Source organism: Butyrivibrio sp. MC2021, assembly GCF_000621605.1.
GTDB lineage: Bacteria > Bacillota > Clostridia > Lachnospirales > Lachnospiraceae > Butyrivibrio.
In genome coordinates, this window is sequence record NZ_KK211316.1 from 71,961 (window position 1) to 93,884 (window position 21,924).

At 43.2% G+C, this 21,924-nt stretch carries 19 protein-coding genes and 1 pseudogene; 18 read left to right on the top strand and 2 right to left on the bottom strand.

The features are described from left to right. The 3 genes and pseudogenes from T359_RS22920 to T359_RS0118590 form a co-directional block, all read left to right on the top strand. A pseudogene (locus T359_RS22920) lies at nt 1–975 on the top strand (hypothetical protein); the annotation flags it as partial. 134 nt (nt 976–1,109) lie between these two features. Next, nucleotides 1,110–2,306, top strand: a complete 1,197-nt coding sequence (locus tag T359_RS0118585) for a hypothetical protein (RefSeq protein WP_026518690.1) — start codon at nt 1,110–1,112, stop codon at nt 2,304–2,306. Between the two features lie 70 nt (nt 2,307–2,376). Further along, nucleotides 2,377–5,133, top strand: a complete 2,757-nt coding sequence (locus T359_RS0118590; RefSeq protein WP_026518691.1) for an InlB B-repeat-containing protein — start codon at nt 2,377–2,379, stop codon at nt 5,131–5,133. Here the strand turns inward: T359_RS0118590 and T359_RS0118595 are convergent. Further along, complete coding sequence (locus T359_RS0118595) at nt 5,128–5,892, bottom strand: hypothetical protein (protein ID WP_026518692.1); 765 nt, start codon at nt 5,890–5,892, stop codon at nt 5,128–5,130. The genes T359_RS0118590 and T359_RS0118595 overlap by 6 nt on opposite strands. A gap of 128 nt (nt 5,893–6,020) precedes the next feature. On the opposite strand from T359_RS0118595, the gene T359_RS22680 reads away from it, so the two are divergent. The 9 genes from T359_RS22680 to T359_RS0118640 all read left to right on the top strand — a co-directional run bounded on the left by T359_RS22680 (nt 6,021) and on the right by T359_RS0118640 (nt 13,193). Further along, nucleotides 6,021–6,158, top strand: a complete 138-nt coding sequence (locus T359_RS22680) for a hypothetical protein (RefSeq protein WP_155840189.1) — start codon at nt 6,021–6,023, stop codon at nt 6,156–6,158. A gap of 93 nt (nt 6,159–6,251) precedes the next feature. After that, a complete protein-coding gene (locus tag T359_RS0118605) occupies nt 6,252–6,470 on the top strand; it encodes a hypothetical protein (RefSeq protein ID WP_026518693.1) in 219 nt (72 codons plus the stop codon). A 47-nt stretch (nt 6,471–6,517) separates the two neighbouring features. Continuing rightward, nucleotides 6,518–7,003 (top strand): RNA polymerase sigma factor, encoded by a 486-nt coding sequence (locus T359_RS0118610; RefSeq protein ID WP_026518694.1) that lies wholly within the window; start codon nt 6,518–6,520, stop codon nt 7,001–7,003. Between the two features lie 15 nt (nt 7,004–7,018). Further along, nucleotides 7,019–9,181, top strand: coding sequence for an NHLP family bacteriocin export ABC transporter peptidase/permease/ATPase subunit (locus tag T359_RS0118615; protein ID WP_026518695.1), 2,163 nt, complete (start codon nt 7,019–7,021; stop codon nt 9,179–9,181). Between the two features lie 5 nt (nt 9,182–9,186). Further along, on the top strand, nt 9,187–11,364 hold the full coding sequence (locus T359_RS0118620) for an ATP-binding cassette domain-containing protein (protein WP_026518696.1): 2,178 nt from the start codon (nt 9,187–9,189) through the stop codon (nt 11,362–11,364). Nucleotides 11,365–11,417: 53 nt separating this feature from the next. Next, nucleotides 11,418–12,059: a hypothetical protein gene (locus T359_RS0118625; protein ID WP_026518697.1), complete on the top strand. Its 642-nt coding sequence runs from the start codon at nt 11,418–11,420 to the stop codon at nt 12,057–12,059. A gap of 37 nt (nt 12,060–12,096) precedes the next feature. Next, nucleotides 12,097–12,393 (top strand): STAS domain-containing protein, encoded by a 297-nt coding sequence (locus tag T359_RS0118630; protein ID WP_026518698.1) that lies wholly within the window; start codon nt 12,097–12,099, stop codon nt 12,391–12,393. Nucleotides 12,394–12,407: 14 nt separating this feature from the next. Beyond that, nucleotides 12,408–12,815, top strand: a complete 408-nt coding sequence (locus tag T359_RS0118635; protein ID WP_026518699.1) for an ATP-binding protein — start codon at nt 12,408–12,410, stop codon at nt 12,813–12,815. 84 nt (nt 12,816–12,899) lie between these two features. Next, on the top strand, nt 12,900–13,193 hold the full coding sequence (locus T359_RS0118640; protein ID WP_026518700.1) for a hypothetical protein: 294 nt from the start codon (nt 12,900–12,902) through the stop codon (nt 13,191–13,193). A 43-nt stretch (nt 13,194–13,236) separates the two neighbouring features. Here the strand turns inward: T359_RS0118640 and T359_RS22685 are convergent, their stop codons facing one another. Then, nucleotides 13,237–13,413 (bottom strand): hypothetical protein, encoded by a 177-nt coding sequence (locus tag T359_RS22685; protein ID WP_155840190.1) that lies wholly within the window; start codon nt 13,411–13,413, stop codon nt 13,237–13,239. A gap of 176 nt (nt 13,414–13,589) precedes the next feature. Between T359_RS22685 and T359_RS21975 the strand changes: the two genes are divergently transcribed. From T359_RS21975 to T359_RS23395, 6 genes are all read left to right on the top strand, one after another. Beyond that, nucleotides 13,590–16,172 carry a bifunctional diguanylate cyclase/phosphodiesterase gene (locus T359_RS21975; RefSeq protein WP_051545629.1) on the top strand — a complete coding sequence of 861 codons (2,583 nt, stop codon included), beginning with the start codon at nt 13,590–13,592 and terminating at the stop codon, nt 16,170–16,172. A gap of 39 nt (nt 16,173–16,211) precedes the next feature. Then, nucleotides 16,212–17,081, top strand: coding sequence for a DegV family protein (locus T359_RS0118655; protein ID WP_026518701.1), 870 nt, complete (start codon nt 16,212–16,214; stop codon nt 17,079–17,081). Beyond that, nucleotides 17,081–19,168, top strand: a complete 2,088-nt coding sequence (locus T359_RS21980; protein WP_051545631.1) for a helicase-related protein — start codon at nt 17,081–17,083, stop codon at nt 19,166–19,168. Before T359_RS0118655 ends, T359_RS21980 begins: the two co-directional genes overlap by 1 nt. A gap of 163 nt (nt 19,169–19,331) precedes the next feature. Beyond that, nucleotides 19,332–20,039 (top strand): ABC transporter ATP-binding protein, encoded by a 708-nt coding sequence (locus tag T359_RS0118665; protein ID WP_026518702.1) that lies wholly within the window; start codon nt 19,332–19,334, stop codon nt 20,037–20,039. A gap of 13 nt (nt 20,040–20,052) precedes the next feature. After that, nucleotides 20,053–21,654: a hypothetical protein gene (locus tag T359_RS21135; RefSeq protein ID WP_035785022.1), complete on the top strand. Its 1,602-nt coding sequence runs from the start codon at nt 20,053–20,055 to the stop codon at nt 21,652–21,654. Nucleotides 21,655–21,730: 76 nt separating this feature from the next. Further along, nucleotides 21,731–21,922 (top strand): YccF domain-containing protein, encoded by a 192-nt coding sequence (locus T359_RS23395; protein ID WP_155840191.1) that lies wholly within the window; start codon nt 21,731–21,733, stop codon nt 21,920–21,922. Nucleotides 21,923–21,924: the final 2 nt, after the last annotated feature.

The following is a 21,924-nucleotide window of genomic DNA, read 5'->3' on the forward strand; positions in this document are numbered from 1 at the left end:
AACAACGAAGAGACTCAGGAAGCTCAGAACAACAACGAAGAGGCTCAGGAAGCTCAGAATAACAACGAAGAGACTCAGGAAACTCAGAAGCCTGAAAATAAAGTAGAGTACAAAGAGACAGAAGAACAGAAGGAAGAAGAGAAAGCCGAAGAGCAGAAAGTAGAAGAAAAAGCCGAAGAGCAGAAGGAAGAAGAGAAAGCCGAAGAGCAGAAAGTAGAAGAAAAAGCCGAAGAGCAGAAGGAAGAGGAAAAGGCCGAAGAGCAGAAGGAAGAGGAAAAGGCCGAAGAGCAGAAGGAAGAAGAAAAAGCTGAAGAACAGACTGAAGAAGAAAAGTCCGAAGAAGAGATAAAAGACGAAGACAGCAAAGGCGAAGAAATCAGCGAAGAAGAGAATAAGGAAGAGAACGAAGCAGAGCAGGAGATTAAGGATGAAGATCCTCAGCCTTCAAAGCCCACAAAGCCTTCAAAACCCGCAAAGCCTTCAAATCCTGAGAACGATAATAATGATACAGAAAACACATTTAACGAGTACATCCCTGAGGAAGGTACCTACGAGACAGTTCAGGATTACGCAATAGTATTCACAACACTTCCGGAAGCAGTTGTAGCTGAAAACAAAGCTTTTGCACCTACTCTTACAACAAACAGAGAGAATACCGGATGGACAGCTGGATCAATCATCGACATGGTAAACGAAATCGCAGAGGAAAAGAACGAGCAAGCAGAGTTTACCGAGACAACAGAAGTCCAGACTACCGAGAAGAGAGAAACCACCAAAAAGGAAGAGAATAAAAAAGCAACTGTTACTATCGATGAAGAGACAACTCCTCTGGCAGCAACAGTTCCTACAGAAAAAGAAGCACACATGAACTGGTGGTGGCTCCTCATAGTAATTCTTCTGGGAGTTACAGGCGAAGAGATGTACAGAAAGCATAAAGAAAAAGAAAAGGAAGCTAAGCAGGAAATAACAAAGTAAATTTAATAAAATCTTTAGAAAGCCGGTCTTGAGAAAGGGACCGGCTTTCTTTTATGATTATTATATCTATGTAAGCGCAGTAATGAGGGGAACTATATCGTTTAAGTGATAAGCGCATTACAGAAGGGGGAAAAATGAGATATTTTAAGTCTAAGCACGTCAGAATTGGCGATGTATCTGATTTTCAAAGTGTTTACCGTGTTCTTGACAGATTCATAGAGGATACCCTGATGAAGAAAAGGGACGCATTGAGGCTCAGGCTCCTTACTGAGGAGGTCCTGAGGCTTGTAGGATCGATTCTCGATGAAGAATTAGTGGAGATGTGGCTTGAGGGCAATTCAAGAGTTGCCTATATTACTCTGACTGCCGAGAATAATCTTGATGCAAATCAAAGAGAAAAGTTAAAGTCACTGGCTCCGGAGGGGGCAAAGGAAGGCTTTTTTGACAAGCTGATATCAACATTCATTGCGGCTCCTCCCGGGGAGAAGCGTTGGAGTCTTAAAGAATATCAGGAGGATCTTCAAAAGAAAAAGGCTGACGATAAGTACTCTCAGGAAGCCTGGGAAGATCTCGAGAGGTCTCTGGTAGCAAATCTTGCGGACGACATCGAGATTTCCATGAAGTTCGAAAAGGTGCAGATGAAGGTAACCAAGGACTTTTCAGAAGCCCTTTGCACTGTGGGCTCAAGAGTTCCCCAGAAAGCAACGGACTATATGTTTATTGAAAGCGACCATATGGAAGAGGAGAGAATAGCTGAAAGAGCCGAAGAACTCATCAGTGATCTTGATCTGAAGAAAAAGGATAAGCTTCATATGAAGCTGCTTTTTGAAGAAACAATTGGTATGCTTCAGGCCATGGTGGGAAATTATCATGTAGCTCTTTATATGGAAAGATATAAGAACGAGGCATGTATAAAGCTCACAGCCAAGACAGAGATGGATGCGGACAAGAAAAAGAGTCTGATCGAAGTATCCAAGCAGCACAAGAATATGTTTGTAAAAGGCTTTATGGACAAGGTCAGTGAGGTCATAGAAAACGGTTTGCTGAACTATGACAATGTTATGAAGCTTGAACAGCAATATGGCCTTAACATGGTGGGGTACGGAGCCATGGGGGTCTACAGCAATATGGATGGCTTTGCTGATGCGGGGGTTATGTGGTCATTGGCAGAGTATAAACAGGCACTTATGGACGCCTCCGGGGGAGACGAAGGCGCCGGTGAGGCTTGGGATGAACTTGAAAAATCAATTGTTGCCAGCCTCGCAAAGGATGTGCTTGTGGGAGTAAAGGGCGACAGGGTAGATATGACACTGGTTTACGATCTTGAATGATCATTGCCAAAGCCGTAGCTGCTTTCGTATAAAGATGTAGCGCTGTTATTTTTTTATGAGGGGAAAAATTATGAAACAAGATATTTTTATCAGGATTTATGCGATCATTTTGACAATTGCCGTGCTGGTTACCAGCGCTTCGGCTGTGCAGATAGCCAAGGTATACGCCGAAGAGGGTGAGACCTTTTTGGAAGAGGAGCCCGGCGAAGATATTTATTATGAAGAAGAGGATCAGGATGACTATGATGATGACTATCCTGAGGAGGATCAGGAAGAAGATGATGATGTCATCTGGGATAAAGATGAGCCGGATCCCTTTGACTATGATCTGGCCTGCTATACTCCCGACATAAATCTGGGAACGGTTTATGAAGGTGAGTATATTGAAGCAAAGCCCTTTACAATAGTCAATATCGGAAACAATGGCTTCCCTATCACATGGGAGGAGGTTGATTCCTCCACGGCCTTTTCTATTGCCATGACCTCCAAAGAGCCTTATCTGCAGCCCGGCGACTCTGCATCATACCTCGTATATGCCGATTCTGACTTACCGGAAGGCAATTACAAAGCCACATATACCTTTTTCTCAGGAAATGATTACAGAAGACATCATGTGGCTGTTGTAAACGTTTCACTCACAGTAAAAGCTGATGAACCCTATATCTCAAGCATTCAGGTGGTTCCGGGATCTGTTACCGTTCCGAGAGGAAAAAATTATCAGTTTGAAGCCTGGGTATATGGCGGTAATGACTATGATGCATCAGTAAGCTGGTCCATTACTGAACATCAGAGCACCGGAACAAAGATCAATTCAAACGGTGTTTTAACTGTAGGTGAGAACGAAACAGCATCTTCCTTTGTGGTTCTTGCGACCTCAAGACAGGATCCGTCCTATGTAAGCAGATCGATTGTAACCGTAGCCAGCGTTGACCATATGGTTTCGGTAAAAGCTGAACCATCAAAGGGCGGCGCCGTAGCAGGCGGCGGAGCTGTAACAGACGGAGACAGCGTGACCGTTTCCGCATCACCGAATAACAACTACTATTTTGTTGGATGGTATGAGGGCAAAAATCTTGTATCTGAAAGAAAGACAGCCACCTTCACCAACATCACCGGAGACAAGACCTTTGTTGCCAAATTCGAAAGGGCAACCTGCTATGTAAAGACTTCCGTAAATGACGGCGACGGCGGAACTGTAAGTAAGAGCATCAGCGTGGATTACGGCGGAAAGACCACCATCACGGCAAAAGCCAAGGATGGATACAGCTTTGAAGGTTTTGTTGAGGATAATAAGACCATAAGCAAGGCAACCAGCCTTGAACTTAACAATATTACTACCGATAGGAACATTGTTGCTGTATTTAAGAGAGATACCTGTGTAGTAAACGTAACGGTTAATCCTCAGGACACAGGAAAATATGAGGGTGCCGGCAAGTATAACAAGGGCTCAAAGGTTAAGCTTACCACTGAAGCATATCAGGGATACGAGTTTACGGGATGGACCATCAACGGACAGGTGGTATGCAAGGATAAGACTTATATCATTGAAAAGATTGGCCAGGATGTTAATGTAGTAGCCAACTTTATGAAGAAGGATGCTGCTACATATAAAATAACATCGGGTATTGGAAACCAGGGCGGCGCGATCCTTCCAAGCGGAGACATCATGATCGCAGAAGGCGGAAGCGCAACCTTTAACATTGCACCTGCACAGAATTACAGGATCAAATCTGTTTCAGTAGACGGAAAGAATATAGGTGCGGTTGCAAGCTATACCTTTAACAATGTAAGGGGTGCACATTCTATCGTGGCAAGCTTTGAACAGGTTGCCCCGGCAGCGTCATCAAAACCTGCGGCCGCAAGCACTGCAGCCACCAGTAAGACAGTGGCTGAGAAGACCAAGACTGCTACTGATACCAAAGAGAAGAACTGGACAGAATATAATAAGGATACTGCAACAGAGGGAGCGGTTCCTGAGCAGCAGATTGTTGAAGATGAGTTGAATGAGGAAATAGAGCTTCTTGAGGAAGAGGATTACGCCGATGATACTCTCATAGAAGCGGAGGAAATGTCTGAGATTCATGAGTCCAATGCCGGAGGCATAATGGGTAAACATAATCTTGATGAGGACACTCTCAGATTGCTCATCAATGATGATGCTGTTACTCCTATGCTCAAGGAAGCTTTTGAGGATGGAACACTTCAGATCACGGTAAACAATTCATATGCGGCAGATACTCAGGAAACAGCAGTGGAAACATATTACAGCAAGCCTACAGCCATTAACTTCCAGGATGTTATTGTTGCTTCCCTTTCAGACGAGGAAAAGTACCAGGTTCTTACCGGTACACCGATTTCCTTTAATGTGGATATTACTGAGAACACCGACAGCATCGATGAAGAAACCAAAGCAATAATGCAGAAGAAGGTTGGATATAAGGCTGTCAGCTATTTTGATTTCCTTGTAATGAAGACCAGCAACGGAACAACTTCGGTCATCAATAATACAGGAGCTGAGCTGGAGGTTGTAATCCCTATACCTGAACAGTATAGAAAAGAAGGCCGTAAGTTCTCCGTCATCAGAAATCATAACGGAGTAGTGGACGTTCTTCAGGATATCGGAGATGATCCTACGACCATAAGATTCAGAACCAACAAGTTCTCTGAATATGCGATTGCCTATGAAGCAGTTAATGTCAACAAGCTGATACTCAGATTTTTGATAATAGCTGTTATTGCACTGATCCTTGCAGTTATCTGCTTTGCAAGCCTTGTATATTACAGAAGAAAGGCAAGAAGAGAAAGAAGAGCAGCAAGGCGATCATAAGCCTTTATAGCGATTGGCAAGATAAAAAGATAATAAGATAAGTCCAAGTGTCTCTGTGACGTGATAGATAATGGAAGTCCATACGATTCCTATCTCACGTCCCATGAGATACACGGTCTGCATCCGGAATACTCCGAAGGCAAGTAAAAAGAGCAGAAGAATGATCAGGGAAAAGATCTTCAGAAATTTGTCGTTTAAGAAGATACCTGTCATTACAACGCCTAAAAGAATTGCTGAGAGAATTTCCAGATATTTGAAACCGTGGGTCATATTATAGAGCATCACGAAGGTGCCGTCTGAAAGGCCGGTTCCTGTGGATAAAGCATCCATGAGCATGGATATGAACTGACGATACATGACAGAGGTAAAATCATATATCAACTCTGCGCCAACGAATATGACAGCCCAGAGCTGCAGAAGACGGCTTATTGATGAAACTGAAAGAGATGCGATGTTGTTACCGAGATACTCCTTTTGGAGCTCACCAATCTCTTTTTGGTCGCTTTCGGGAATAAGAGTCATGTAGTGATTCAGTTTTTTCCAGGCCAGGAAGAAAATGGTGACGGTGATGAGGATCTGCAGGACCGATACTATGATCTGGGTGTTCCACAGGTATGAGTCGATCATGTCAGGGCTTATACTACTGCTTTTTTTCATGAAAAAACGAACCGATCCCTCTGAAGCGGCGGCCAATATTCTGATGACAGCTACCAGCATGATTGAGTTCGACAATATATGTTTTTTCATACTTATGTACATGATCATCCTCCGAAAAAAGCTTATATAAACAGAATAGACAAACAAAAGGGCAGTTTCAAGTTTTTTTGCCACAAGTGATGTCTTGTTCGTATAAATAAGCAGAACAGGTATTATGGAGGTGCAAAACCATGAAAGAACATAAAATATCAAATGGATTTAGAGACTTTTGGATGTATGTTGCATTTACTTTTTCCATGGCGAGGGATGTGCGCAAATTCCTTAGGGAAGAGAAGATGAGCGAATCCAGAATGTTATTCAGATTGTGAAAGAATTGTCGGACAAAAATCAAAGTATATGTCGAAATAATATAATATTTGGTTATAATATTATTATAGTCGCACAGAAAGGATTGGTCGATTATGGAGAAGAAGATATCGAAGTTATTTGATTTTCAGAAGTATGAGCCAAATGAAAAGTTAGCAGGAGTTATCCAGGATGTTGAAGCCAGATATCCTGATACTAAGGCAAATGCTCTTTCTGATGATGAGTTGTCTTTTGTTGCTGCTGCTGGGAATCCGAGTTTAGGTGACAAACCTGATATGGAATCAAAATATAGGGGGCCCAGAATCGATCCATAAGAATCATGCTTCCTCAGGATTTTCAATGAAGGGATGAAATAAGTTAAATGGGAGAACAGTTCTCAAAGGAACAGATTTACAAGGATTACAAGGATAAGGTATTTGCCTATATTCGAAATCATGTTAATTCAATAGCGGACGCAGAAGATCTGTGTGAAGATGTTTTTGTAAAGATATTCGAAAAGATCGACACATATGATGAGAGTAAATCCAGGCTTTCCACCTGGATTTATTCCGTGACCAGTAATACAGTGATAGATTTTTACAGGACCAATCATATTCATTCTGAGATTCCTGATGATCTGTCAGATGAAAAAAGTACGATTGAAGAGGATTATCTGGACAAGGAAGGGCTGGATGCCCTTGCGGATGCCCTTAAGGAGCTTCCCAGGGAGCAGATGGACATCATAGTTCTCAGATATTATAAAGGCTTTACGCTTCAGGAAGTGGCAGAAAAGATGTCACTTTCCTATGGAATTACCAAATTGAGGCATAGAGAGGCGCTTGGAACATTACAGAGATTGCTTGCGTAGGGGGGCTAAGCTTCTGTGAGGAAAAAAAGCAGAGTCAAAGTTCCGGTGGTGATACAGATGGAGGCCCTGGAGTGTGGGGCGGCCTGCCTTTCGATGATATTGGCCTATTACGGCAGGTGGGTAACTCTAGAACAGCTCCGAATAGACTGCGGAGTATCCAGGGACGGATCCAATGCCAAAAATATTCTGATTGCTGCCAGAAAATACGGACTTGAAGCCGGAGGCTTTAAATTCACACCTTCTTCTATCATGGAAGAAGGTTCTTTTCCATGCATAATTCATTGGGATTATAACCATTTTGTGGTTTTGGAGGGCTTTTCCAAGGGTAAAGCTCTTATTTGTGACCCCGCCAAGGGGGAGACCTCGGTTTCTCTTAGTGAATTTGAAAAATCCTTTACCGGAATTGCTCTTATGTTTGAACCTACGGCAGAGTTTGCGCCCGGAGGAAAGCGAAAGAGCATCCTGAAGTACGCTTCGGAAAGGCTTAAAGGCGCTGCGGGAGCCGTTGTGTTCACCACAACGATGGCTATTTTTGCATATCTTTTTACAATTATCACACCTATCATAAAGGGACATGTTATCGACGAATATCTGACAAAAAAGAATTATGGGACAGCAGATTCCTTCATGATTCTTCTGATACTGCTGGCGGTGCTGGAGATTGCCGTTGAATGGGTAAACGCCGTTTACTCGCTAAAGATCGACGGAAAGCTTGCTGTAAACGGCAGTACTTCGTTTTTGTGGAAGGTTCTTAATATGCCCATGGAATTCTTTTCCCAGCGAACCGCCGGAGACATCCTTCTTAGACAATCCGCCAATGAACAGATCGCCAAGACCATGGTCAATACTCTGGCACCTCTGTGCCTGAACAGCATAATGATGGTGGTCTATATGGTAATAATGATCCGAAGCTCAGCACTGCTGGCGGCGGTCGGAATAATAACTGCTGTTATAAACAGCCTTGTGACCATGTATGTTTCGAGAAAAAAGGAAAATGTCATAAGAGGCCTTCTTTTGGATAACGGAAAGCTTGAAACTGCCACTATTTCAGGAATCAGCATGATTGAAACCATCAAGGGAAGTGGGGCTGAGAACGGTTATTTTGAGAAATGGTCCGATATCAAGGCGGATTTTGATGACAAAGAGGTTATCTTTTTAAGGATCAATACATATCTGGGACAGATTCCGGTTTATATTGCGCAGATAGCCAACCTGTTTGTGCTCTTTCTTGGTGTGTATCTGACCATGAACGATCAGTTTACACTTGGTATGATCAGTACGTTCCAGGGAATTATGGGTAATTTCCTGAGCCCTGCCCAGAAAATGATGGATACCGGGGCCAATCTTCAGCAGATGCGCGCCAGGATGGAACGAATAGATGATGTAATGAATTACAGCACCGATGAGTATGCGGATAGGGAGTTTATAACCCAAAACGGTGAACACGAAAAATTATCCGGCAATATAGAGATTAAAAATGTAACTTTCGGCTACTCGAGGCTTTCTCCGCCCATAATTGACGATTTTTCTCTATCTGTCAAAAAGGGACAGAGGATCGCCATAGTAGGAAGCAGCGGAAGCGGCAAATCCACCGTGTCCAGGCTTATGTCCGGGTTATTTAAGCCCTGGAGCGGGGAGATCCTCTTTGACGGAAAGTCAATCGGTGAGATTGACAGAGGCGTACTTACCGGTTCTTTGGCAGTGGTGGACCAGGAGATCACGATTTTTGCCGATACCATCGAAAACAATATCAAGATGTGGGATTCTTCCATTCAGGATTTTGAGGTCATTCTGGCGGCCAGAGATGCCCAGGTTCATGATGATATCATGCAAAAGAACGGCGGGTATCAATATGTTTTGACGGAGGGCGGAAAAGAGCTTTCCGGCGGTCAGAGGCAGAGACTTGAAATAGCCAGAGTTTTGGCCATGGATCCCTCAATAATAATTCTGGATGAGGCCACCAGTGCTCTTGATGCAAAGACAGAGCAGGATGTGATCAGGGCCATTAAGGAACGCGGAATAACTCTTGTTATTATTGCGCACAGGGTCTCTACCATAAGAGACTGCGACAATATCATTGTTTTGGACAGCGGTGTTATTACCGAGAGCGGAACCCATGATCAGCTCATGGCAGAGGACGGATACTACAAAAGACTTGTTTCAAGTGAAGGAGTGTAAGGTCAGTGGGCTTTTTTGACGATCAGATAAGACAACGAAATAAAAGCGATGAAGATCTTTACAATGACTCCTATGAGAAGATCAACAGACAGGTTCTGGGGGTAAAGAGTAAAGCAAAAAGTCAGGGGGGAAAGTATACCATTCAGTCGGCCCTTGAGGAGATTTTTGCTTTCTACGGCCATAAACCTGTGCCGATTCCCACTTTTGTAACAGATCCCTTAAAACAGATCGAGTATTCGATAAACAATGTTGGTATGATGAAGCGAAGGATAGAGCTGAAGGGAAAGTGGTATCTGGACAGCTTTGGACCTTTGCTGGCTTTTTATAGGGATACCGAAGAACCGGTGGTGCTTTTTCCTATCGGGTTTACGGGATATTTTTACTATGACAGGAACAGTGGCAAAAAGATTCTGGTCAGGGGAAAGAACACAAAAAAGCTGAAGGATCATGCTTATTGCTTCTATAATCCGCTGCCTCTGCGAAAGCTCGGAATACCGGCTCTTTTGAGCTATATGAAGAGCTGTATCTCGAGATATGATGTGGCCATTTTTACACTGGTCAGTGTACTTACCGTGCTTATAAGTCTGATAGCGCCGAATCTTACTCTGATCCTGACTACAACTGTAATAAAGGATAAAAGTATAAATCTGCTGATAGGCCTGGGGCTGGTGATAGTCGGGGCGACCCTTATGACAGCTTTTCTGGACTCCCTAAAGGAAGTTATAACTGCAAGGGTTAAGTGGAAGGTCACTATTCCCATGGAAGGTGCTGTGATGCAGAGGATTTTGTCCCTTCCTGCACCATTTTTCAGGAATTATAGCGCAGGTGAGCTGACCAAGAGGGCAAGAGGTGTGGCAGAGATCTGCCAGCTAATGATCACCTCTGTATTAAGCGTAGGTATCACTTCCATTATATCGTTGATATATGTATTTCAGATATTCGGATATGCACCGGTACTGGTGGTACCTTCATTGATCATCATAATATTAACGGTTTTGGTGGGCTCGATTACTGCTCTGGTACAGATCCGGATATCCAAGAAGCAGATGAAGCTGGAAGCGGCGGAATACGGTCTTACCTACGGCATAATAAGCGGCATTCAAAAAATCAGGCTGGCCGGGGCTGAAAGAAGAGCCTTTGCAAAGTGGGCATCCCATTATGCTGAGCAGGCAAGTCTTACATACAACCCGCCCGTATTTATAAAGCTGAATTCTGTGATAAATACAGCAATAACTCTTTTGGGAGCGATTGTTATTTATTTTTGCGCCATCAAGAGTGAGGTATCGGCTTCAGTGTTTTACTCTTACAGCATAGTATACGGCTATGTCCTTGAAGCATTTTCGCTTTTGGCGGGAGTAGCCTTGTCATTAGCGGATATTCGGCCTGTTTTTGAGCTTGCTGAGCCCATACTAAAGGCTGAACCTGAGGCCAAGGAAAATAAGGAAGTAATCAAGCGCCTTACCGGATCTATTGAGTTTAACAGGGTGTCCTTCAGATATTCCAAGACAGAACCTGATATTCTCAGAGATTTTTCCCTTAAGATAAAGCCCGGTGACTATGTGGCGATTGTTGGTAAGACAGGCTGCGGAAAGTCAACGCTGGTAAGACTGATCCTTGGTTTTGAGCGGGCCCAGAAGGGGGCAGTTTACATTGACGGAAGAGATATTACCAAAGTGGATATCAGGTCCCTCAGAAGAAAGATTGGAACCGTTTTGCAGGAGGGAAAACTTTTTTACGGAAGTATTTATGAAAATATAGCAATAGCAGCGGACAACCTCACTGAGGAGGAAGCCTGGGAAGCAGCTGAAATAGCAGGAATAGCAGACGATATACGGGCTATGCCCATGGGTATGCACACTGTTGTTTCGGATGGTCAGGGAGTCATCTCCGGTGGTCAGAAGCAGAGAATACTTATTGCCAGAGCAATAGCGCCAAAGCCCAGAATCCTCATTTTTGACGAAGCGACCAGTGCCCTGGACAATATCACACAGAAAAAGGTATCCGATGCCCTGGACAATCTTAAATGCACCAGGATTGTGGTGGCTCACAGGCTTTCGACCATAAGGAACTGCAATAGGATCATGGTCCTTTCCGACGGGAAAATTGCGGAGGAGGGAACTTATGAGGAACTTATGGCCCGTAAAGAAAAATTTTATGAACTTGTTAGTAATCAACAACTATGATTTAGTTAAAAAATAAACTATAATTAGCATAGACTTTGTGATAGGAGGTAGGGATGGAGAATTATCAGAAAATTACAGACAAGTACATTATCAGTTATGATTCCCTGAACAGGATAGGAGGCTGGATCGGCGAACTTGGTCTTGCAAAGCGCGACAGTCTTCATCTGAGACTACTTACAGAAGAAACCCTTGGAATGGTCAAGGCTATGACCGGTGATTACGAAGCTGTTATCTGGTTCGCCAAAGATAACGATAAGGAAGCAAGCATTTTTCTCACTATCAAAGCCGAAGACATAGATTTGGAACAGAAAAAGGAACTTATTGAAGTTTCTACAGAAAAAACCAATGCCAAAGCCAAAGGATTTATGGGAAAAATCGCCGATATCATTGAAAATGGGCTTTTGAGTTACGAGAATGTATGCAAACTTCAGCAGGAATATGGCGGCGGTTACATTGATTATGGTACAATGGGTATATCCGGTAGCATGGACGGTATAGAAGAGAGTGCACTGGCTTGGTCTCTGTATGAATACAGGACGTCCCTCGAAACTGCGGCGGAGAGCAGTAATGCTGCCAAGGAAGCCTGGGATGAACTGGAAAAATCCATTGTGGCGAGTCTTGCAAAGGATGTTAAGGTGGGCGTACAGAGAAATGTTGTAGATATGACTATAACCTGCGAGCTTAAGGGAAACTGATAGCAAAGCAGGGAAGATTTATGAGAGGAGAGAAAACATGACAATCAACAAGACATTAAACGGAGAGGCTCTTACAATTGCACTGGAGGGAAGACTTGATACTACAACAGCACCTAGTCTTGATGATGAACTTAAGACTGCCCTCAATGGCGTGACAGCACTTACTTTTGACCTGGAGAAGCTCGAGTACATTTCATCTGCGGGACTCAGAGTTCTTTTATCAGCTCAGAAGGTCATGAATAAGCAGGGCAATATGATTGTTAAGAACGTTAGCGAAGAGATCAATGAAATTTTTGAAGTAACAGGTTTTGTTGACATTCTCAATATTGAATAAAAAGGCAGATAATAATGAAAGAGCTCATTCTTGAAGCTAAAACCGATAATCTGGACAAGGTTATTGCCTTTTTAGAAGAGCAACTTGAGAGCATGGGATGTTCAATGAAACTTCAGATGCAGCTGGATGTGGCTGTTGAAGAGATTTTTGTGAACATTGCCAGTTATGCCTACGGTTCCGGGACAGGTGATGCGTTGATAAGAATAAATCACGAGACCGATCCGGAAAGGGTTGTGATAACTTTTATTGATGAAGGCGTACCTTACGATCCCTTGAAAAAGGAAGATCCGGATGTTTCTCTGTCCGCAGAGGAGAGAGAAATAGGCGGCCTTGGTATTTTTATGGTCAAAAAGACCATGGACGACATGAGTTATGAGTGGCTTGACGGCAAGAATATTCTTACTCTTACCAAAAATTTTTAAACTCATTTAATAATTGATTTCATGCCTGTATGTTATAATTTATCCATAGCTCAATATAGTAAAAAACACTAGAAGGAGGCATATATGGCAGACTCAAGAAGCGATCTTATTAATCAGTTGGCCGCCAGCATGGGAGCTGGAGATTATGCGAAGACCAGATTTGAGGAATCAAGATATGATCCTGAAACAGGTACTTTGTATTGCGACGGATATGTTATTTCCAAGAGTGTTATTGAGGAAGCGACTCAGCATTTTAAGATGATGCAGAATAAATGCGACATGAGTGATCCGGCCTCCAGACATATGGCGATGATCTACAAAACTGCCATAGAGGGCATCAAGAAGCTGCAGGAAAGCGGCCAGGGTGATGCGAAATAAATATAAACAGTAAAAGCTCTTATCGTTATGATAAGAGCTTTTTTTACAACAGAATCAATATTCCTATTGAAATAACGGCAACCACCGCAATTGAGGTGGATATGAGCTTGTTTCGGATTGTAGAAGCGTCCACATATCTGCCGTTGCAATTAACAGTCTCAACTACTTTCTTTGATGAATTTCTGATGTAATCGTTATCTGAAGGTCTGATATTCTCCATAGCCTTGTCCTCCGTGTATGAAGAATATGTTATACCATAATTGTGACGAATATCTGTTGACGGTATAAACCATTTATAAATTTATTATAATAAAAAAATGTTCGGATGTAGTATAATATATATTGAGGATATGTTGATAACTATGTTTCTCCGGTAGTTTACGTCGAGGTTCATCCATGGGAAAATATCAGCGAGATTATATAGCCCCCATAAATGAAGACGATAGGGAATATGTCCTTGATAATTTTGACAAGGCCCTTAGGGAAGGCTGGATACAGGTGTATAACCAGCCTATTATTCGTGCGGCCAATGGCATGGTCAGCGACGAGGAAGCCCTTGCAAGATGGTGCGATCCTGTTATTGGAATCATGGACGCCGAGTGTTTTATTCGGGTTCTTGAAGAGGCAGGACTTATTCATAAGCTTGATCTGTATATTGTAGATAATCTTATGAACAAGATGAAAAAGCAGGCAGAGGAAGGTTTGTATGTGGTCTCTGAATCCATTAACCTTTCCAGAGAAGATTTTGATGCCTGCGACATGGTTGAGGAAATACGGTCCAGGGTGGATGCAGCGGGCATTGGCCGGGATAAGCTCATTATTGAGATAAAAGAGAGCATCATCGGTAATGACTTTGCATTTATGAAGGAGCAGATTGAGCGGTTTCAGGAGCTGGGCTTCAAGGTCTGGATGGATGATTTTGGAATCGGCTTTTCTGCCATGGAGGTTCTTGAGGACCTTCATTATGATGCTGTCAAATTGAATATGAAATATATGGAGAGTCTTAAGGACTCTGAGTCCTGTAAGATCATTCTTGTTGGAGTTATCAGGATGGTCAGCGGCCTTGGAATCGATATTATTGCCGAGGGCGTCGAAACACAGGAGCAGGCTGAGTTTCTTATAGAAGTCGGATGTACCAAGCTTCAGGGGTACTTCTACAGCAAGCCGCTTCTTCTGGAGGGCATATTGGAACGCAGTAGAAAGGGTGAACTGATAGGCTTTGAGAATCCCCTGGAATCTGATTATTATACCTCTATCGGCAAGGTTAATCTTTACGATATGTCCATATCCATTGAAGATGATGAGACCTTGCAGGACTATTTTGACACAATGCCTATGGCTATTCTTGAAACCGGCCAGACTTCGATCAGATTGGTTAGATGTAACAAGACCTATAGGGAGTTTCTGAACAAGACTTTGCCGGAGGCTTTCAGTAATAAGGAAGTTGACTACAATCTGATGTCCAACGGACGCGGTTCCGGATTTTTGAAGGCCCTCAGGCAGTGCGGAATAGACGGAAAACGTGTTGTCATGGACGAAAAAACCACAAGTGGCAAGATCGTTCATGTTTTTATCCGCAGGATCGCTATCAATCCAGTAACGGGTGTTATTGCATTTGCCATTGTGGTTCTGGGAATCATTGATGATACTATACCCAATGCAGGGCCTACCTATGCATATGTGGCCAGGGCATTGTCTTCCGATTATATTAATCTGTACTATGTAAATCTGGATAATGATACCTTTATCGAATATAGTGCAGACAAAGATTATGAGGATCTTGCGGTGGAGAGACACGGCGAGAACTTCTTTGATGCCAGCAGGAGAGATGCAAAGACTCAGATCTATGAGGAAGATCTTGATGTATTCCTCAGATCCTTTACAAAGCAGAATATCCTTGAGAATCTCGATGAACACGGGTCTTTTACAATAACATATCGTATCAAACGCAAAAACGGCCCTGTTTATGTCAATATGAAGGTTGTTCGAATCAAGACAAGGGGCAATCATATAATTATAGGTGTTAATAATGTTGATGCTCAGATGAAGGAGCAGGAAGTCCTGGAGAGAGCCAAGGAAGAGCGCAAGACCTATAAGAGAATTACTGCGCTTTCAGGCGATTATATCTGTATTTACACGGTGGATCCCAAGACTAATCACTACACAGAATACAGTGCTACCAGTGATTATAAGAATCTTGATATTGATAAAGAAGGAGAGGACTTCTTTGAGGCAACTGTTGCAGATGCCAAAAGGTATGTTTATCTAGAAGATCTTGATGTGTTCCTTTCATCTTTTTCCAAGGAAAAAATACTCAGTCAGATAAAGAAAAATGGCGTATTTTCCATGAATTACAGGATCGTGTTGTCCGAGGAACCAATATACATCAGCTTAAAGGCGGCAATGATCGAGGAAATAGGCCGACCACAGCTGATTGTGGGTCTCATTAATATAGATGAGCAGGTTAAAAGAGATCAGGAGTATATCTATAATCTTTCACTGGCCAGAAATGAGGCAAATATTGATGTTCTGACCGGCGTAAAAAATAAGCATGCCTATGTTGATGTTGAAATGCAGCTCAACAACATGATCGCTGAGGATCAGGCACCGGAATTTGCGCTGGCAGTTCTGGATCTTAACGGCCTTAAAGCAGTCAATGATACCTTAGGTCATCAGGCCGGGGATGAATTTATCAAAATGGGTTGCTCTATCATCTGCGGAATTTTCAGACACAGTCCGGTATTCAGGGTTGGTGGAGATGAGTTTGCGGTTATTTGTCAGGGGCGGGATTACAAGAATATCGACCTGCTTATGACAAGGCTTGAGGAGAGAAACAGCAAGAATATTGATAGCGGAAGCGTGGTTATTGCAGGGGGGATGGCGCGCTACCAGGGAGAAAGAAGCGTAGCAAGTGTTTTTGAAAGAGCAGATGTTGCTATGTATGAGAATAAAAAATATTTAAAGACATTACACACGTGATTGTGTTATGGTATATAAAAGTTTAGGTGGAGGTTTTTTATGAGTTACAGTTTTGTGGTATTCGCAGATGGATGTGCGAATCTTCCTAAGGAGATGCTGGATGGCATACAGCTGATCCCGAATGAGTATTTATTGGATGATGTTCCACAAACATATTCAGGGGATATTGATCATTTTGATGGACACGCTTTTTACGAAGATTTAAGGAATGGCAAGGTCGCAAAGACTTCTCTTTTGAATACACATTTATTTGAGACTACTTTCAGACCTGTTCTCGAGCAGGGACAGGATATTATCTATATTTCCATGAGTTCCGGCATCAGCGGAACTTATAACGCAGCCAGAATCGCAGCCGAGGAGCTTACAGAGGAATTTCCCGACAGATTTATTCATATTGTTGATTCACACGGATGCGGCTTTGGTAACGGAATTTTAGCCTTTCGCGGTGCCAAGCTTGCAAGAGAGGGCGTTGATGTAAGAGAAGCGGCAAGGCTTCTTGACGAGGATGTACCTCACATGTGTCAGTACTTTACTGTGGGAGACCTTAATTTTCTCAGAAGAACCGGCCGTGTCAGCGGCGTTGCGTCAACCATCGGTAATGTTCTCAACATCAAGCCAATTTTATACGGAGATCATACAGGCCATATTGTTTCCTGTGTTAAGGCCAGAGGCCGCAGCCAGGCTATACGTACACTGGTAAAAAAATACGAAGAAAAAGTAATGGATATTCCGGATCAGTATGTGTGCATTTCTCATGGTGATTGTCTGCAGGATGCGGAAGCCCTGAGAGACATGGTGCTTGAGGTCACACCCGGTGTGCCGGTAACCATAGCGCAGCATGAGCCCTTTTCCGGAGCCCATGTAGGCCCTGATATGTTAGGTCTGTTCTTCTACGGCAAGGAAAGATAATGAAACATCATCCCCATTTCAGATCAAGAAAAGCGAAGGAAAAGCGTGAAAAAGCCAAGGCGGCGCTGCTTTTTCCTGAGGATGAATTTAATGAATACTGGAATAAGCATCATAGGGACGTGGAAAGAGCGGTCTATGATGCTTTTCTTGACGTGTTGGCGCAGGAGAGAATATTTATAACCACCCGAAACGCTTTCGGAGTGGTTCATAAGCAGGAACTCAACGGCAGCAATATCGAAAAATTTTGTGATACCCTTCCGAAAAAAATGAATAATACCATGATGAAGGAAATGATGCCTTCTTATGGTCATGTGATATACAGTGTTATTTTAAACTGCGATAACATGCCCCTGGTGAGCTTCACCGTAGCCTGTAGCGAACGTGTTGCATCAAGGCTTATCCTGGACTATCTGAGGGATTCCAAGAAAAACAGGCAGATCATTGACTATGTCAGGGACAGGCTTTCGGAACTTATTGTCTATGAGCAGATCGAACAGAATCCCCATTATCCCAGAATTGCATACAGATTAAAAAAGACTATGGCGGCCAAGAAGCTGTTGTATGAAAGCATACAGACTTCAACTCCTGATGATTATACCGAGCTTTTTCCGCTTACAAGGAAGATGGAAAGGCATTTTATTCTTCATATAGGGCCTACCAATTCCGGTAAGACCTATCAGGCCATTGAGGATCTTAAGGCAGCTGAGAGCGGTATTTATCTGGCTCCCCTTCGTCTTCTGGCCTATGAACAGTATGAGAGAATGAACAAAGAGGGCTGCCCCTGCTCCATGATCACGGGAGAAGAGCGTATTCTTATGCCCGGATCCTTCCATCAGGCCTCAACCATTGAGATGATGGACCTCAGGGAAGAGTGGGACGTGGCTGTTATAGATGAAGCCCAGATGGTGGCGGATCGACAGCGAGGCGGCTCCTGGACTAATGCGATCCTTGGGCTCAGAGCTAAGAGGATTCATATATGTGCTTCTCCTGATGCGGAGAAGATTCTGGTCAGAATGATCACTTCCTGCAAGGATACCATGGAAGTTATGTACCATGAGAGAAAAACACCCCTGGAGATGGACGCTGAGGCCACGGATTTCAGATTCCCCGAGGATGTTAAAAAGGGAGATGCGCTCATTGTCTTTTCCAGAAAAGATGTTCATGGCGTTGCGGCAGAGCTTCAGAACATTGGCGTAAAATGCAGTATTATTTATGGTTCTCTTCCTTATGATGTAAGGCACAGAGAAGCCGGTAAATTTGCGGAGGGCACAACAGACGTGGTGGTTGCCACAGATGCCATCGGCATGGGGATGAATCTTCCTATCAACAGGATAGTTTTTTTACAGACCACCAAGTTTGACGGAGTGAAAGAGCGCATGCTGACTTCCTCTGAGGTCAAGCAGATCGCCGGAAGAGCCGGAAGATACGGCTTGTATGATGTGGGCTATGTTACTTCTTACTATGACTATGATCAGATAGCGACGCTGCTGACTCACAGGTCCATTCCTGTAAATAAGGCAATGATCAACATTCCTGAGGAGTTTCTTGAAAAGGACGGCAAGGTATCCACCATTCTTGAGATGTGGAATCGGATTCCCGCCGCAGATTACTATGATAAAGGCGATATTGATGAGAAGATCAAGATAGCGCAGGCCCTGGAGCAGATTGAAGATAACAGGGAGCTTATCAGGACTTTCATCAAGATGCCCATGAATATTGATAATAAAGAGCTTTTCCAGATCTACACCGGCTATTACAAGGACCTGGTGAAAGACAGGCCTGTGATGCTCAACGAGACTATGGCCCAATACAACCCTTTGGATATAGATATGACTTCCAAGCAGGCTCTGCAGCTGCTTGAAACAGCCAGTACAGTATACGATTTTCTATATAACTTCGTCAGGGTATTCAGCGAAGAGGGGGACCTGGAGCCGATTCTTGAGGTCAAGAGACAGATTTCGGAGAAAATCTTTGAAATCCTCGATATGCAGAAACTCAGCATGAAAACCTGCGTATGTTGCGGTAAAAGGCTGAAATGGTCCTACAGATTCACCATGTGTCAGGAGTGCTTCAGAAAACGCCGATAGAGAAAGGATATTCATCACAATACAGAAATGGTCTTAAATGAACGGTGGCGCTTTGCTTTTTGGCAAGGCGCTTTTTTAATTTGCCGAATATGAAAAATCGGGATGTTGACAAAAAGAATAAAAATGATATCATTATGATATCAGGAGGATAAAGATCATGAGCATACTGAAAATTGATAATTATTCCAAGTCATACAACGGAGCCAAGAAGGCCGCCGACAATATTTCTCTTACGGTGGAAAGCGGCGATATCTACGGCTTTATCGGCCATAACGGAGCAGGAAAGAGCACTACCATCAGAGCTATTGTTGGAGTTCTTGATTTTTCCGAAGGCGAGATCTACATAGACGGCCATTCTGTCAAAAATGAGCCCCTGGAGTGCAAGCGTTTGACCGCTTATATTCCTGATAACCCGGATCTGTACGAGAATCTTACGGGAATGCAGTACCTAAATTTCATCGCTGATCTTTTTGGTGTCAGCAGCGCCGACAGAAAGGCGAGAATAGACGAGTATGCCGGCAAACTTGAAATAACAGATGCTTTGGGCGATCCGATTTCATCATACTCCCACGGCATGAAGCAGAAGGTTGCCATTATATCCGCTCTTATACATGAGCCCAAGCTTATGGTCATGGATGAGCCCTTCGTAGGACTGGATCCCAAGGCCGCATATATGCTCAAGGAAATAATGCACGACATGTGCAAACGCGGCTCGGCTGTATTTTTCTCCACACATGTACTGGATGTAGCAGAAAAGCTCTGCAACAAGGTAGCTATCATCAAGGAAGGAAAGATAATTTCTCAAGGCACCATGGAAGAGCTTGTGGGCGAAAAATCCCTTGAGGAAGTTTTCCTGGATCAGATTACCTGAGAGGTGGGAGATTATGAAAAACAAAGGTTTTCTTCTTTTTAAAACTCTTCTTTTGTCCACGAGTTCCGGAAATATCTATCGAACAACCACGGATAAAAAGAAAAAGGGAAAAATAATAGGTTCCTGGATAGGAATGAGCGTACTGTATCTGCTGCTGATTTTTTACTGTGTAATTACAGCTATCGGATACAGCTACTATGGGCTTGGAGACAGCATTCCTGCAATGACAGCTGTTATGATAAGCGGCCTTTCCTTTATTATGACAATGCTCAAGGCCGGAAGTTATCTCTTCGGATTCAGGGAATATGAGATGCTGATGTCTCTGCCTTTCAGTGAAAAAGAGATAGTATCAGCCAAGTTCATGTATATGTACATGAAGACCCTGCCCTGGAATCTCTCTATTTCACTGGCCATGATGGTAGGCTATGGCATTATTCTGAGCCCTGCCTGGTATACTTATGTATTATGGACAGTACTTTCCTTTGTGCTTCCCGTTATACCAATGCTTGTTTCCAGCTTTATAGGCTTTGGAATTGCAAGAATAGGCACGACTTTTAAACATTGGAAGGCAGTTCAGACAGTTTTGACTTTTGGATTCGTAATGCTGGCCTTTATGTCCAGATTCATCATAGAGAGCATTTTCAGGAATAATCAGGTAGAGGATGTTCTTGTAAGCGCCTCTGAGGGAACGGCCAATATAGGCAAAATATATTTCCCGGTAGCCTGGTTCGTAAGTGCTGTAACCGGAGGAAGTATCCTCGGAACTATTCTTTTGATAGTTACCACAGCTGTTTTGTTCGAGCTTGTATTTACTGTTTTTGCCAAATCTTACAAGAAGATCAATTCAGCCATGAAGACCACTGCCACCGAGCATAAAGTAAAGAAAGCATCCATCAGGAAAAGAAGTGCCGTGCAGGCCATCGCTTTAAAGGAGCTGAGAAAATTTGTCGGATCCACACCTTATTTTGTAAATGTTGGCTTTGGTTACATATTTGCTTTGATCGTGGGAGTTCTGGCATTGATTGTGGGCCTTGACAGGATAATTGCTACAGTGGTTCAGGGAGCACCGGTTACAATCGAGATGGTACTTCCGGCTCTTCCGTTTGTGATATACTTTCTCACAGGAATGGTTCCCATGACTACCTGCTCTCCTTCATTGGAGGGCAAGAACTACTGGATCATCAAGAGCTCTCCGGTGAGAGACTGGGATATTTATATGGGCAAATTATTGGCAAGCCTCTATGTTGCCGTTCCTGCACAGCTTATCGGAACACTTTTCCTTTGCATCAGCGCCGGTGCTACTATGCTCCAGACTATAAGCTTTTTGGCATTGGGACTGGTGCTTAGCATCTTTTCATCCAGCTTCGGCCTTGCCTGCGGAATACATTTCATGAAGCTTGACTGGGAAAATGAGATTGAGGTCATTAAGCAGGGAACAGCGGTAGTTATCTATCTTTTCCCCAATATGATCCTTACTTTCCTGGTGATGTTTGGCGGTATATTCCTGTCCAATGTACTGGGAGTTGTTCTGACGACCCTTATAGCGATGCTGATCTATTGCATTTTCATAATGATTGCTTTTTTGAGAGTAAAAATGCTTATAAAAGCGGTCTGACGCTAAAAAGTTATCGTATTTTTATATTAAAATGCACTTATAAAGCGTATAATATAACTATACTGGATAACGAAAGGTGAAATTATGCGAATTCTTGGTAATATTCTATGGATCATTTTTTTCCGGAATAGAGCTGGCAGCTACAAATGCTATTATAGGATTGATCCTTTGCATAACTATTATTGGCATACCTTTTGGAAAGCAGTTCTTTAAGATTGCCAGAGTTGCACTGAACCCACTTATTCTAATAAGAACCCGGAGCTGTTAAGT